Below are 16,398 nucleotides of genomic sequence, written 5' to 3'. Positions count from 1 at the left end.
ATGAAACTACTAAATACCCTGTAATCCAAAGGCTCTGATAGTAATTTTGCAGCGATAAGAGAGTCAGTAAACCATTGACTCCACTTGAATGAGTATGGCTAGAAAAGTAAAAAACAAATTTGTGAGGAGAGGAGAGGTCCTGGATATAGAAATCCAAGACTATGCGTTTGGTGGTAAAGGAATTGGGAAGATTAGCAATGAACATGGTCAATTTGTTGTTTTTGTACCTAATTCTCTTCCTGGTCAAATGGTTAGAGCCCAAGTAAAAAAGGCAAGCAAGACCTTTGCTGAATGTAAACTTTTGGAGGTGTTAAAATCTTCAAAGGACGAAATAGAAATACAGTTTCAAGAAATTCCAGGGGCCCCTTACATTAAGTTACCTATAGAACATCAGCATGCATTCAAGAAGCAGAGCACTATTGAACTTTATCGTCGAATAGGAAAAGTTGACAATATCGAAGACCTGTTTGATGAATTTGTAGTTTCGCCCAGCACATTTCACTATAGGAATAAAATGGAATATGCCTTTTCTGCAATTGGCTATGATCATGAACTCAAGAAAGATGTAGATGAGTTTACACTTGGATTTAAAAAGAGGGGTACTTGGTGGTGTGGAGATGATTTGAATGGTGATTCAGGTCTTTTTGATAAAGAAGTTGAGGACAAACTGAAATTAATAAAGGCATATTGTAAAGAGACTGGATTAGCACCATGGCATGCACCAAGAAAGGAAGGTTTCTTCAGATACTTGGTGGTGCGTAAGTCTTACAAGAGCAATAAACTTTTATTTAATCTGGTGACCACTTCAGGTGGATTAGACCAATTTGATTTGGAGGAGTTCGCAACATTTCTTGTATCTCAGTTTGGAGAAAGGGTTGCAGGCTTTCTTCATACTATAAATGATGAAATTGGTGATCGAACCATTGCCACTACTGGTGATATCCAATTGATTTATGGAGAAGACAAGATTGTTGAAGAGCTATTGGGTCTCAGTTTTGAGATCAGCATGAAGAGTTTTTTTCAGACCAATCCTCAATCAGCAGAGAAGTTGTATTCCAAGGTGTTAGAATATGCATTGGATAGGAAAGAAACTATTGATAACAATGTGGTTTTAGATTTATTCTGCGGTACTGGAACTATCGGACAAATTTTGGCATCACGGAGTGAGAATGCGCAGATAGTTGGAGTAGATATTGTCGAGTCTGCGATTGAAGACGCAAGAGAGAATGCATCTCGAAACGGTATTGAAGGTGTCAAATTTTATGCTGCAGATGTTGGGAAGTTTTTGCTGAATCATCCGGAATATACAGATAAGATAAGAACCATCATTTTGGATCCTGCAAGATCCGGAGTTGCTCCTAAAACCATGAAAAAAATCATTGCTTTAAATGCAGAAAGACTCGTATATGTTTCCTGCAATCCAGCAACTCAAGCCCGAGACATTGAGTTGCTGTCCCATGCAGGATATCATATTAATAAGTTTAGTCTGGTTGATCAATTTCCACACACCTCGCATGTGGAGTGTGTGATGTTGTTGGAGAAATAATCTTAGTTTATTGAACAGGAAGAATTCGAATCAACCTTCCAGGGTCATCCATGAGGATGTACATATAGCCGTCACTGCCCTGATGAACATCTCTTATTCTCCCTACGCCTTCCAGTAAAACTTCTTGACTTTCAACAGCATTTCCATTCATTACAAGTCTTCTTAAGTGATTCCCGGAAAGCGTTCCAATAAAGAGGTCATTTTGCCAAGCACCATAAAATTCACTTGTGAGGAAGTTCATTCCAGATGGGGCAATCGATGGTGTCCAATAAACAACAGGTTGTTCCATTCCTTCTTGAGAAGTTCCTACACCAATTTGGCCACCTCCGTATTCTTCACCATAAGTAATAACAGGCCACCCGTAATTTCTTCCAGAGCCAACAATGTTTATTTCATCGCCACCTTGCGGACCATGTTCACCATGCCAAATTTCACCTGTTGTAGGATGAATGGTCAGTCCCTGTGGATTTCTAATTCCGATAGAAAAAATGGACTGACTCACTCCACCTTGATTGTAAAACGGGTTGTCTGCTGGGATTTGACCATCAGCCATAATCCGATGTATTTTCCCATGAGAGTTATCCAATTCCTGAGGAAACTCATCCCTATTGTTTCGATCTCCTACAGTGATGTATAAATAGCCATCTCTGTCAAATTGAAGCCTTGATCCATAATGTCCGGCTGACGCGCTATAAGGATGTGCGATGAATATTTCTTGTACTTGTGAGAGCGTATTTCCCGTAAGTACAGCCCTAGCAACAGCTGTTGACTTTTGATACATGTCTGATGGATCTGGACTAGCATAAGAAAAGTAGATGCGGTTGGTGTTTGCAAAGTCAGGGTCAATTACAACATCAAGCATTCCTTCTTGCGAGTATTCATTGAAGACAACATTTGGTAATCCAGTAATCTGAGTAACTGTTCCCGATGGAGTAATCCTATATAAACCTCTACTCGCCCGCTCACTTACAACAAAGTCACCATCAGGAAGCTGTGTCAAGCCGAATGGCTGTCCATCTCCGATATCGGTAGCGATTACTTCTGTTTGAAAGTCAAGGTCATCTGAATTAAAAATTCCAGAAAGTCCTGGTCTTTCATTTCGAATATCTTCCAATGTTCTTCCATCAATTTCTCTTAGTATAAAGTTTGCTAAGTCACTAACTTCTTGCGGGGAGAAGGCATCGTCATATGCGGGCATTCCATTGTTGGTACCACTTTGAATGATGGAAAAAATATCATTATACGTATCACCATAAGCCCACTGACGTTCAACAAATGTCTCCAGACTTTGTCCATGACATCCACTGCAGCTTGTGGAATAGTTTGTTATTGCTAAAGCCTCGTCTACAATAGCATCTGTGGTGAGTGTATCTGGCTCATTAGGTCCATCATCTTTAGAACAGCTGAGGATGAGTGATATGATTAAACAAAATGGAATATAGATTCTAAATTTTCTGAGCATAACCTTTTAAATATTCATTTTTAAAAATTGGTAGTTGATTTTGCCTTTATAATGCGGAGATGCTGGTCATACCCTACCCTTTTGTACGTAGGTATTTTACTTGGTTAGGATGAAACCTATTTATTGTTTTCTAAATTTGAATAGCAACAGATTGTAAATATGCTTCGCCTCTTCACTACTATATTTACTCCTAGCTAGGTTGCTGTCGCATGCAGGATATCATATTAATAAGTTTAGTCTGGTTGATCAATTTCCCCATACTTCACACGTGGAGTGTGTGATGTTGTTGGAGTTGAGACAGTAGAAATACTGGATTGAAAGATCTTTTGCTAAACTTAGCTCTTCATCTTCTCTAGACCCCAGCAACTCATTGCGTCAATAACGGGGAATAGGCTTTCTCCATATTCGGTGAAAAAGTACTCAACTCTAGGTGGTATTTCCGGGTATATCTTTCGTTCCAAAATTCCATCTGCTTCCATCTCACGTAATTGCTTGGTCAGCATTTGCTTGGTGATTCCAACAATGCCACGTTCAAGAATACCAAAGCGATTAGCACCCTTTCGAATCAGGTATATAATGATTGGTTTCCACTTTCCGCCAATCTTATCCATGCAAAAAGTGACTGGGCAGTCAGAATTTTCGATTTTTTCTTGATTTTTTTTCACTTCTAACTTATTGATTATCAATAAAAGTCATAAAATAATGACTATAACATAAAATAATGACTACTTGATTTTATCAAACAAAGATAAAAATTTTGACCTATACATTCAAATCATATTTATGGTAATGAAACTCAAAATAATGTCAAGAAAAAAGCTGGTCTTTGTTTGTTACGTCTGCCTTATCTCTCATGGTTTGTTAGCACAGGAAAAAAAGAATTTCCAGAATCTGGAATTCACGATAAACATTGATGATGAGGTTGTTATTCCTTCGATTGCCTATGAATACTATTTTCAGGTTGGGAAAAAAGGCAAACTGTTTATAGGTCCTGGAATTCGGATGTTTGGAGTGTCGTCGGGTGATGACTGGAGATTTGCCCAAACCAACGCTCCGGAAGATAATTTCAAAGACGGCGATCCGAATGTGAATGCCTTTATCGCCGATGAAACACGAATAGCAGCCCTAAACCTTGGAATTTATTTTCTATACCGATTCAAGCGATTTGAAGTAGGGTTGAACACGGATCTAGTTGGATTTACCATAAATGAATCGGTATCGGGAACCTTTGAGAATGCGAGTAATGGCTCACTAACTCGTGTAGAAAATGTTCGAGCTCAGCAATTCGTACTCTTCCCTTTCGATGGCTCCTACAATACTGAGATCATTTGGGCAGGCTATCAGATTTCCGAGCGGTCACTCCTGAAGACAGGCATCACATTTTCAGACTATAAGTATGAAATCTCCAAAGATAAGCTACCAGGAGTGGAGCAGGAGAAAAATGCGTATGAGCGAATATTCACAACGATAACGATAGGGTACAACTACAGATTTTAAAATGAAAGCAATGAGACATTCAACGATTTACAAATCACTATTAATAATTCTTATAGCAATCCTGACACATCGTGCAGAGGCGCAAGAACGAAAAAAAGCAATGCATATGTTAGAAACACCAAAAACACTTGAAGAAGTGAAGAAGTACGCACTCGGCGAGTGGGAGAGTATTTCAATTGAGTTAAGACCTACTGAAGATCGAACCGGATCGGGCAACATCATGCCCACTTATCTAAGAAGGAATTTCAAGTACTCAGAAGGAGACAAGTTTGTTGGAACGATTACTTTGTTTGGAGACAATTACGGACAAATTCCTTTGATGGAATTTGAATTTAAGGGAAACCTCAAATGGGGAGAAGAACATCCAATAGCAGATGGAGCATGGAAGATTGATTACATCTTGAATGAAGGGTTTGGGGTGACTCCTTTAAGCGATCAGGCTGCAGCAATGCTTAATCAGGCTTTACCTCCTGGCATATCAGCTTTTGAAGTGAACGTAAAGCAGGACATCTTGCAAAAAGCTTTTCCCATGTTCAATATTGAAGAAGGACAAATAGTCTCGGATTATGACTTGATATATTTCAAGAACGGAATGCTGTTCATGGGAGCCAAGCATGTGGATGGCACTCCCTTTGACAAGGTCGAAAACAGGCCTCATCAATTGCAAATTCCATTGGCCAGAAAATACTAGGCCTTTTTTCAAACAAGCAAGAATACTAGAATAATGAAATTAAAACTAAAATGGTGGTGGTACATACTACCCGCATACCTTACCCTATGGTCAATAGGTTTCAGTTTGTGGAATTTATTTGATGGAGAAGGAATGATGGTCGCCTTCGGGATAGATACGGGTGGAGCAAGCGATTTTATCATGCTCAACTCCGCTTCAAGGTATGTAGCTATCGGAGTTGGTATGATAATAGGGATATGGATATTTAGAACCTATAGCTCCATTCTTACAGTCCTGATTATCCGCTTTGTCATGGACGTGCTTGATCTGTATTCGGGACTTCAGGCTGACATCATACAGGATATTTCAGGTGTTGTTCAGTCATTGCTAATGTTTTTGATTCCCAATCTACTAGCGATCATATCACTGTTCAGACTGAATAAAAAGCTTTTGACTGAAGGAGTACATAGAAACAATTAGTTAGTGATAGGTGCGAGCAGATCGGACATGGCATCAGGATGGGTTTCAATAGTTGAAGTACTCACTTTGAGTTACACTTCTAACAACCTTCATGTTGGTACTTAGCCAGTCTTCAAGCTCAGCATAGTTTCTAACTCTTTTATAGATCTTATGCGATACTTTTTTGTTCGCTTGATTGACCAGCATGACCTGTCCATTAACAAAAATGACCACCTCGAAATTTCCTAACTCAATATTTTCTGAGTTATCATTTATATCCGTAATCGTCAGTTTATTTTGATCAGCGAGGAGGTTATATGACTTTTTATGTTCAATATTGGATGGCTGGAATAGGATATTATACAGAGATATGATTGGAATGGTCGCAATCAATAAAAGGATGAGATGACTATTGTTGCCAGAACTCAAAACCATTCCCGCACTTATCAGTATGACGATCAAAAGCAAAGCAATTTGCTTCATCACTAGCTTTTTCTTGGTCGTCTTGCTTTCGAATACTTTCATTTGAGTTCTTTCATCAATTATAAGCAATTCTGCTTGATGTTGGCGATCATCATACGTAACACGATAAGCCCATTGATTTTCTGAGCATAACCGTTTAAATATTCGTTTTTAAAAAAATGATAGTTGATTTTGTCTTTATAATACGGAGAAGCTGGTCAAACCTTACCCTTTTGTACGTAGGTATTTTACTTGGTTTGGATGAAACCTCTTTATTGTTTTCTAAATTTGAATAACAACTGATTGTAAATATGCTTCGCCTCTTCACCACAATATTTTTACTCCTAACTAGCCATTGGCTTGTATCCCAGAGTTTTTATGAAATCGCTGATACTTTATATAGTCAGGAGAAATATGAGGAAGCGCTTAAAAATATTGATTTGTCATTATCAGAAAATCAAGATGAAGCAAAATCTCATCAGTTGAAGGGTAACATATTGTATCGCTTAAGAAAACTAGAAGATGCTGCACAATCCTATCTGACAGCTCTAAGCATTGAAGAGAAGAAAGAAGATAGAGACACAGATTTTATTGGCAGTACAAATTTTTCCTTAGGCCAGTGCTATCATGTTCTTGGTCAGTTTCATGCGAGCATAAGAAGATACCACATCGGATTGTCATATAAGCCATCAGATAAAATTGTAGCCGATTTAAAATACAACATGACATCTGCATTTGCACGTCTTTCTCAATATGATAGTGCAATGGTGTATTTAGAGTCAGTATACCTATATGATTTAGAATCAGGAGATTCTTCGGCAATTTCTTCTGATCTTAATTCTTTGGCATTTATGCAGTCTCAAATTGGAGCTTATGAGAAAGCCCTTGACTATTACAAGCAATCAATGACATACCTTGCTGAGGATCAGCCATTGAAGTTGGCTGTGAGGTTCTCGAATATTGGAGTAATGAACATTCGATTGCGACAATTTAATGAAGCAGAAGAGAATTTAAGAGAATCTCTGCGACGCTACGAGGAATTGGGAGATTCCGTAAAAGTAATGTCGCAATTCGTCAATTTGAGCAGTATGTATAAAGAGATGGGACTATTGCCTAAGGCTTTGGACTATCTAAAAATGGCTGACAAATTTTTCACAAAACAAGAAAATAATAAGTGGACAATTATTCGCACCAAGCTACAGCTGGCAGAGGCGTATTTTAAAACCAACAGATTTCAGCAAGCATTGGCAGAAACGGAAGTAATGGTCAAATTGAGTCATGAGGAAAAGTTATTAGAGGAGTTGGTGAGGGCATTGGACATGAGGGTTAAAATCTTTGAGGCAATGAAGGAAACTTCAATGGCTTACTCAACGCTTAAAGAAAAAGTCTTTTATGAAGATTCTGTTAAAAGGAAGGAGCAGCTGAGTGAGCTGAATGAATTGGAGCTACGCTTTGTAACTGAAGCGAAAGAAAAGGAAATAGAGCTACTAGAACTAGAAAACCAACTTAGTGCGGAAAGTATTGCGCGAAAGAATCAACAGCAATTGGTATTAATTATTGGCATTGTTGTCATTGTAATTGTTGGGGTAATCTTCATTATCATTCAGCGGAAAAATTATCGTCTCAAAGAGGAACTTCTTTCTCAGGAAATTGATACACTTCGAGTCAAGATCGACTCGATATTTGGAGGAGGAGTTAAAAGTTTAGATATGACATTAGACGATCTAAACAAGGGACTTTTCAAACCTCTTTCTGAGCGCGAGTATGAGATTCTTAATGCTGCTATTTCAGATAAAAACAATGGAGAGATTGCTGAAACACTTTTCGTTTCTGTCAACACTGTCAAGTTTCACCTAAGAAATATCTACGAAAAACTTGGTGTATCGAATAGGAAAGAGGCACTTGAATTCATTATTTCCAAGGCATAATGGATGTTTTTCGAAAAACTACCCGGCTGGGTAGGTATAATTCTATCCCGGGTGGATAGGCTTTTCATTATTCCGTCATAAGATCTTCGGGCTAAACAAAATCGCTTTAGCCATGAAAACAAATCAAGAACTAAAACTACTTCTCAGGCGAAAATCTTCCTGGATTGAAGTAGTTATTTTCATTCTCATTATGTTGTTCGCTCACATTGCTAGCGCAGCTAGTCCAGATGTAGTTAGCGTCTATCCATCTCAAGATGAAGAATTTGCTGAACCTAATGAGAACATTGTAATTACTTTCGATCAAAGCATTGAAGCTGGATTATCATCTAAGAGTTTCAAAATCTATGATTTGTACGGAAACCTAAAGGCTGCCCTAACACCTAGTGCTCCTAATATTGAAATATCAGGGAATACTATCACTATGATTCCTTTTGAAGGCCAGTTTACTTATAACACCTTCTATACCATCGTGGTAGAGACTGGATTTATTAAGAATAATGCTGGAGAATACAATGCAGGAATTGCGTGGGAATTCACTACAAAACCTGACAACGATGCACCTATTAGCATAAATGAATCACCTCCTAATGGTAGCGAAGGCATCTTTGTAGGACTTCCAGGAGCCAGACGCAACATTGCAGCTATATATTTTAATGAACCAGTAGTTTCGGGAGTCGGTGAAATAGAAATTCGAAGAGTATCAGATAACTCATTATTTGCGACTGTAGATGTGACTGATCCATTGCAGTTTGAGACACAAACATCCTCTTCAATATTCGGTGAAGAGTACTATCTGGGGCTAATATTTACAAATGACCAAGTCGAATACCTTACGGAATATAAAGTCATCATTCCTCCCGGGGCAATCAAAGATCTTTCAGGTAACTCGTTTGCTGGTATTGCAGATGGGGCATACTCATTCACAACTGAGGAGTATGCGGACGGCACACCTCCATATGTAACAAGATTGTCTCCAGACCATAATTCATTGGGAATAAATCTGGATGCAGATTTGAGCATCACTTTTACAGAGCCAATCTTTGAAGGCACGGGTACGGTGTCTTTGAAAAGGTTTGATACCGACGCCACTGTTGCCGGCCTAGTTCCTAGTTCTGCTGTTATTGACAACAATATTGCGACACTAGACATTCCAGCTCTTGATCCCAGCACTGCCTATTATGTAGAGATATCACCTGGTTCATTTATAGATGAGGGTGGAAACCCTTTCGGAGGGACTACTAAGACTACTTGGAAATTTACCACAGGTACGGGCGCGGATGTCCTTGCACCTCAGTTGGTCTCGCTTCAGCCTGAGAGTGGAGACATTCAAATCTGGACATATGAAGATCTGAATTTAGTTTTTGATGAACCGATAGAGAAGGGGATTGGCATCATCTATTTGAAGGATTTTGATACTGATGTCGTAGCGTATCAGGTCAATGTAGCTGACGCATCTGTTTCTGATTATGTGAATATGCAACTAGCAATAGATCTCCCACCAGGAGCTCTGGAGAATAACAAAGAATACTATATAGAATTTGAAAGTGGTGTTATTACTGATGTAGAAGGAAATCCATTTGTGGGATTCTCAAAAGGTGATTGGACTTTTAAGACAACAGATACTGTTACTCCGCAGCCAATTGCTGTATACCCAGCTAACAATTCCACTGGAATACAGCCGGATGCAACAGTGACCATAACCTATGATGAGCAAATTTTCACGCATTCCCAAGGGCGGTTTAGGATCAAGCGAAAAGACGATGATTTACCTATTCACACCATTTGGATGTCTGAATATACTGTGTCTGGGAATCAGGTATCTTTTGACCTCCCAGGTGCTGGAATTTTAGAGCCTGGTGAAGATTATTACATTGTCGACGACCAAGGTTCTGGATTAAAAGATGCTGCTGGAAACTTTACTCAAAGACTATGGGAGCATGAATTCAACTTCAAAACATTTACTACAGATGATCAAGGACCGACTATTGCTAATCGAACCCCTTCAATAGACGCAACAGAAATTGAAGTAGATGCAGTATTTGAACTGACGTTTGATGAGCCTATTGAATCGAGCGGAGGGACAATCTACTTCTATCGTGCTGCTACAGACCAAATTTTCAGGACAGTAAGTATGTATTCTGACGAAGTGACAATTAGTGGGAATACTTTAACAATAGACCCACACTGGAATTTTAATACGCTCACAGAATATTATGTGCAGATGGCCGGTGTTGTTAAAGATGGAGTCGGTAATCACTTTGCCGGGATAATTGACGATTCCTGGAGTTTTACGACGGTAGATCCTGGAGATTTGGTTGCTCCACAGTATTTCATGCTAGATCCCGCTGATGATGCAATTAATGTGTCATTAGATCAAAATCTGACCATCTTTTTCAATGAGCCAGTTGAATTTGCAGAAGGAGTTTCTGTACTTATCAGACCAGTCAATTTTGGTAGCAATATTGAAGTGCCGTATGAAAATATTACTGTAAACGGAACCTCAATCACATTGGATCCACCAACTGACCTTAGCCCGGGAGTCGAATATTATGTACAAATGAATGGTGTTTCTGATTTGAGCGGTAATTATTTTGATGGGTTTGGACATATGGACTATTCATGGAGCTTTACCACTGCGCCAGACGAAACACCTCCTGTATTGCAATCGCTTTGGCCAGAGCCAGGAGCTACTAACGTGCCTGTAGATGCAGTATTTACAATGGAGTTTAACGAACGTTTACGCAAGGGCACCGCCTTATTCATCTTCTCAGCAATTGATAACCAGTTTGTTGATATGCTGCTGGGTACCGAATATGTTATAGATGATAACACTGTCATTTTGGACTCTGACATAACTTTAGAAGCAGGTAAGGAATACTATATCAAGGTATCAGGCACTGCGATAAAGGACATGTCTTTCAATAACTACCCTGGTTTGGAAGATGGTTATTGGCACTTTAGAACTGAGGGAGTTTCAGATGCAGTTGCTCCAACAGTAATATCATTTTCACCTGGAAATGGAAGTCCCGACTTTGATGCTACAAATGTTTCCATCACATTTAGTGAATCAGTCTTGCCGGGTAGTGGATTCTTTGAATTATACGAAGCCGCTACAAATTTAAAAGTTAAGGCTATCGATATTTCCGAGGCTACTATTAGTGATGAAACTGTTACTTTCAACATTGGACCTACATTAATTCAAGATGGACGAGGATACTATGTTAACCTTGATGCAGGTGCTGTTACCGATCTAAATGGTAATGATTTTGATGGCATTGCAAATAATTCTACTTGGACATTTTCGACTGAAGACGATTCAAGACCTTTTGTAATCAACTTAAGCCCAAATGATCAGGAAAGCGAAGTTCTTATTGCTATTTCCGAGATAACCGCAAACTTTAATGAGGATATTGTTTTAGGCTCAGGATCTATTGGTATTTACCTTGATGATCACACATTAATTGAATCATATGATGTGGCTTCCTCTGGTCTAGTTGCTACATCAGATAATCAGCTATCGATATCTCCAACTTCCCTGGAGCTTAATTCAAACTACTATGTAAAAATCTGTAATACATGTATTGAAGATCTGAATGGTAACACCTTCGAGGGATTTACCGATTCGAATGATTGGAGATTTTCTACCGAGGGTGAGGATATAGCTCCTTTATTGGCCTCAAGTAATCCACTTTTCCCTGCTGATAATGCAATAGATGTGCAGGCAAATGTTGATTTAGTAATTACTTTCAATGAAGACGTAAGGCCAGCAGAAGGTGGGTTTGCACAAATAAAATTTGCTAATTCTGATGTGACTCGTGAGACCATTTCACTGAACTCTGATCAGGTTGTTTTTTCAGGAAATACGTTGACTATAACTCCAAGCCTTGATCTACTAAATGAATATGAGTTCTATGTTTTGATTGGGCCTGGCTCAGTTGAAGATCTTGCTGGTAATGATTTCGCGGGTATTCAAGGAAGTAGTACATGGGATTTTACTACTCAGGAAGTTCCTGATTTGAGCGCACCAATATCCACATTGTTAGTTCCTTACAATGGTCAGGAGTATATAGCTGTCGATACAGATCTTACCATATACTTTAATGAAAACATTCAAAAAGGGAACGGAGATGTAATAATTAGGCTGTCATCAGATGATTCATCAGTTGAAACAATTGATATCAATACGGCGGTTGTCTCAGGTAATACACTGACTTTGGACATTTCAGACCTGGCAAATCTTACTGAGTATTATGTGGATATTCAACCTGGAGTGATTGAAGACCTTAAAGGGAACTCTTTTGCCGGAACTGATAAGGCAAGTTGGTCTTTCACCACCATCGTATTTACGGACACCACTCCACCTACATTGGTTTCAAGTAACCCAAATCATATGGAATCTGGACTCAGCAATAATTTTGATATTACACTCACTTTTGACGAGCCGATTGAGCCGGGTACAGGATTTATTCAGATCTATGATAGTGATGATAACTTGGTGCAGAATTTTAATGGCAATTTCCTTACTACTTCATTTTATTCGGAATACGCTGTGCGATTTGATCCTCCAAATGATCTGGAGTATGGTAAAACATATTACATGACAATTCCTCCCGGAGTGATTAAGGATTTGAATAACAACTCGTTTACGTTGACTGCCAACGAATTCGAATTTTCAACTAATGCTACAGATATACACCCCCCACTTTTATTGGGTATTGATCCAGATGAAGATCTGGATGAAAGACCCATGTCAAACTTCAATATTTTCTTAAAATTCAATGAAGCGGTGAATGGAACAAGCGGAGCATCAGTGAATGTTCGTAGAGCCGATAATGATGAAGTAGCGTTTACCAGAACAGGAAGCAGTTTCATTGGAGCGAATGGAAATAAAACGCGTTGGATTCAAAATGTGCATAATTCACTAGACTTTGGTGTATCCTACTACCTTGAAGTAGAAAATGGAGCATTTGAAGATGCAGCGGGGAATCCGTTTGCTGGATTTGGTGAAGGCACTTATGAATTCACTATGGAGCCAGATCTTGTAGCACCTACTGTAATATCTACAGCACCAACTCTGGGAGATGATGATGCAAATAGAGATAATCTTATCTTGATTTTTTCAGAACCTATCGCATTAGGTGCTGGAAATGTCTTGATTCGAGATATTGAAGGAAACATTGTGAAAGAAATAGACATTGCGGGACCAGATGTTCTGATCGATAGTGAGTCCAACCTACTTATTGAGCTCGGAAGTTTACTTCCATATCAGCAGACTTATCATGTTGAAATGCCTGCAGAAACGATCACGGATTTAGCAGGAAATACATTCCATGGATATTACGATGATGACTGGATGTTTACCATGAGAGATAAGCTAGATCAGACGATTTCATTTGGGAGTATTTTGGATCAAGAATATGGCGTACCTGAATTCAGCTTATCAGCGAATGCCACATCAAATCTTTCCATTGAATTTGAAATTGTTTCTGGTTTAGCGGAAATCAGCAGCAATAAATTAAAGGTCCTTGGTGCTGGTGATATCACAGTTCGAGCCACCCAGTCTGGAAACGATTATTACAATGAGGCAATAGCTGTGGATCAAACGTTTACAGTAAGTAAAGCCTCGAATACTATCACTTTCAGCGCTCTTTCCAATAAAAGTTTTGGAGATGATCCTTTTGCGTTATCCGCATCTTCCACTTCTGGAGAACCTATCGAATACACGGTGGTTTCAGGACCAATTTTGATAGAAGACAACTTGGTGATTATTACAGGTGGGGGATCTGCTACAGTTAGAGCTCAGGATATGGGCAATGATCAGTATGATCCAGCGATACCAATTGATCGTACTTTTACCATCAATAAAATCAATCAGACAATCACGTTTGGCTCGATAGAAGATAAGTTGGCAAATGCAGAGCCGTTCGTATTAAATGCTTCTTCGACTAGTGGATTGAATATAGATTTTGCGGTACTTTCAGGACCAGCTACCTATACAGATAACGTACTCACAATTACTGGTACTGGCACGGTAAATATTCGAGCTTCGCAATCAGGGGACGATAATTATAATGCAGCTTCTTTCGTAGATCGATCGTTTGCAATAACACGTGCGCCGCAAACTATAGACTTCATTCCAGTCTCAACAAAGACATATGGAGATGCTGTATTCCAGTTAGAGGCAACAGCTAGTTCAGGAAATGCAATCACTTATTCGAGAATAAGTGGCCCAATATCAGTAACAGCAGATGGCGAGGTGACAATAACAGGTACTGGACCAGCGGAAGTAAATGCGAGCGTTACTCAAGATGCTACTTATTTATCTGCGAATGAAAGTATGATGTTTACCATTGAGAAAGCTAATCAAGTGATCACTTTCGATGCACTTACATCTAAGACTTTTGGTGACTCAGATTTTAGTGTGGTTGCTTTATCAGACGCTGGTCTTGCAACAACTTTAAATAGTTCTGACTTATCTGTTGCGACAGTAAGTGGTAACACAATTAGCATTGTCGGCGCTGGAACCGCGGAGATTACCGCTTCTCAGAATGGTAATTCAAATTATAATGCAGCAACACCAGTTATACGTACCCTAACGGTGAATAAAGCAGACCAAGAAATATCTTTCGGGTCGCTAGATTCAAAGACTTTTGGAGACGAAAACTTCGACCTGACAGCGACCTCCAATGTTGGGCTTGCTGCAACGTTTAGCAGCTCAAATCCTACTGTAGCAACGATAAGTGGCAGTACAGTGAGTATCGTTGGTGCCGGCTCTACCGAAATTATAGCATCACAATTGGGTAATGACAATTATAATGCTGCGACACCAGTTATGCAGACACTGGTTATTAACAAAGCAAGTCAAACGATAACTGTGACTCCTATAACGGACAAGCTCACAACGGATGCAGATTTTGATGTGATCGCATCCGTAAATACGAGCAATCCATTGACGTATTCGGTTTCAGGACCAGCTTCTATTACGGGCAACACAATTACTTTGAGTGGGTCTACTGGGACAGTTACGGTAACTGTTGAACAGCTTGGAAATAGCAACTATGAATATGCTTCGGAGATGACTTCATTTCAAGTAGGTGAACCTGGTAAGTTGTTCCAGACAATCACATTTGAAGCGCTTGATGATAAAACGTTTGGTGATGAGGCATTTGAACTGTCTGCTAACGCCTCTTCAGGTTTAGATGTGGTATTCTCAGTGCTAAGTGGACCTGCAACTATAGCCAATAATTTTCTGACGATAACTGGCGCGGGTACTATAACAGTTGCCGCCAATCAAATTGGAGATGATAGTTACAATGCTGCGATTGAGGTACAGCAAACTTTCAATGTAGCAAAGGCAGATCAGACTATTTCGTTTGATATCCTCGAAGATAGATCGTTTGGTGATGCATCATTTGAATTGTCTGCAAATGCCTCTTCAGGACTAGATGTGACATTCTCAGTAATTAGTGGCCCAGTTTCGATTTCGGGTAATTCATTAAGTATTACAGGTGCAGGTATGGTGACGATTTCAGCAAGTCAGGTTGGAAATGAAAACTACAATTCTGCTACTGATGTACTTCAATCATTTGAGATAGCAAAAGCAGATCAGGCTATCTCTTTTGCTGAGCTTGATGATAAAACCTTTGGAGATGCAGCATTTGACTTATCCGCTTCGGCTTCTTCGGGGCTTGATGTAATATTCTCACTTGTGAGTGGTCCAGCAACCATTGTCGGCAATACGGTAACAATTACTGGGGCAGGAGCGGTAACCATTGCAGCTAACCAAGGAGGTAACTCAAATTACAACTCCGCAAACGAGGTACATCAGAGTTTTGATATTGCTAAAGCAGATCAAATTATTACAATCAATGCAATTGATGATAAGCTAATAACCGATGGCCCATTTGATGTGGAGGCACAAGTCGATTCTGATCTTGTATTGGAGTATGAGGTAGCTGGTCCGGCGAGCATATCTGGTGTTACGATCACGCTTGATGGAAGTCCGGGAGAAGTTACTATAACAGTCACTCAGGTTGGGAATGGAAATTACAATGCAGCTTCTGAAGCTATTTCGTTTGGTGTTTTGGAAGAGGCTATTCTCAATGTGTCAGATGTTATTTCTATTCAAGTTTACCCCAATCCAGTTTTAAATATTTTGTCAATCGAGAGTGAGGAACAGGTAGCAGTAAGTATCTATAATATGAAAGGGATGATATTAAAATCAGCCACTCTTACTTCGGGAGAAATTGATGTTTCAGACCTCGCTTCGGGCATATATTTATTAAAGGCTGTGAGCGAAAAACAAAGTATTACAAAGAAGCTGATTAAGGCAAACTAAGGAAGCCATGAGCTAATGGCTAATGCGATGGGGCGG

At 39.4% G+C, this 16,398-nt stretch carries 9 protein-coding genes; 6 read left to right on the top strand and 3 right to left on the bottom strand.

The annotated features are described in order from the left end of the window. Positions 1-94: 94 nt before the first annotated feature. Positions 95-1,546 (top strand): 23S rRNA (uracil(1939)-C(5))-methyltransferase RlmD, encoded by a 1,452-nt coding sequence (rlmD, locus tag ACY650_RS05370; RefSeq protein WP_462252506.1) that lies wholly within the window; start codon positions 95-97, stop codon positions 1,544-1,546. Between the two features lie 7 nt (positions 1,547-1,553). On the opposite strand, the gene ACY650_RS05365 is transcribed toward rlmD, so the two are convergent. Continuing rightward, positions 1,554-3,008, bottom strand: coding sequence for a PQQ-dependent sugar dehydrogenase (locus ACY650_RS05365; protein ID WP_462252504.1), 1,455 nt, complete (start codon positions 3,006-3,008; stop codon positions 1,554-1,556). Positions 3,009-3,343: 335 nt separating this feature from the next. Next, positions 3,344-3,673 carry a winged helix-turn-helix transcriptional regulator gene (locus tag ACY650_RS05360; RefSeq protein ID WP_462252502.1) on the bottom strand — a complete coding sequence of 110 codons (330 nt, stop codon included), beginning with the start codon at positions 3,671-3,673 and terminating at the stop codon, positions 3,344-3,346. 139 nt (positions 3,674-3,812) lie between these two features. Here ACY650_RS05360 and ACY650_RS05355 point away from each other — a divergent pair, with 139 nt between their 5' ends. Genes ACY650_RS05355 through ACY650_RS05345 form a run of 3 tightly spaced genes read left to right on the top strand, consistent with a single transcriptional unit; the run spans position 3,813 to position 5,655 of the window. After that, the gene (locus ACY650_RS05355) at positions 3,813-4,505 is read left to right on the top strand and encodes a hypothetical protein (RefSeq protein WP_462252500.1); all 693 of its coding nucleotides are present in this window, start codon (positions 3,813-3,815) and stop codon (positions 4,503-4,505) included. A gap of 10 nt (positions 4,506-4,515) precedes the next feature. Beyond that, a complete protein-coding gene (locus ACY650_RS05350; protein ID WP_462252499.1) occupies positions 4,516-5,196 on the top strand; it encodes a hypothetical protein in 681 nt (226 codons plus the stop codon). Positions 5,197-5,229: 33 nt separating this feature from the next. Beyond that, complete coding sequence (locus ACY650_RS05345; protein ID WP_462252497.1) at positions 5,230-5,655, top strand: hypothetical protein; 426 nt, start codon at positions 5,230-5,232, stop codon at positions 5,653-5,655. Between the two features lie 45 nt (positions 5,656-5,700). On the opposite strand, the gene ACY650_RS05340 is transcribed toward ACY650_RS05345, so the two are convergent. Then, on the bottom strand, positions 5,701-6,159 hold the full coding sequence (locus ACY650_RS05340) for a hypothetical protein (protein WP_462252495.1): 459 nt from the start codon (positions 6,157-6,159) through the stop codon (positions 5,701-5,703). Between the two features lie 248 nt (positions 6,160-6,407). On the opposite strand from ACY650_RS05340, the gene ACY650_RS05335 reads away from it, so the two are divergent. Together ACY650_RS05335 and ACY650_RS05330 are read left to right on the top strand one after the other, a co-directional pair. Beyond that, the gene (locus ACY650_RS05335) at positions 6,408-8,024 is read left to right on the top strand and encodes a LuxR C-terminal-related transcriptional regulator (protein WP_462252493.1); all 1,617 of its coding nucleotides are present in this window, start codon (positions 6,408-6,410) and stop codon (positions 8,022-8,024) included. Between the two features lie 112 nt (positions 8,025-8,136). After that, positions 8,137-16,362 carry an Ig-like domain-containing protein gene (locus ACY650_RS05330; RefSeq protein ID WP_462252491.1) on the top strand — a complete coding sequence of 2,742 codons (8,226 nt, stop codon included), beginning with the start codon at positions 8,137-8,139 and terminating at the stop codon, positions 16,360-16,362. Positions 16,363-16,398: the final 36 nt, after the last annotated feature.

This window comes from Ekhidna sp. (assembly GCF_963691765.1).
In the GTDB taxonomy this organism is placed as follows: domain Bacteria; phylum Bacteroidota; class Bacteroidia; order Cytophagales; family Cyclobacteriaceae; genus Ekhidna.
This window is presented reverse-complemented; position numbering and strand designations above follow the sequence as displayed.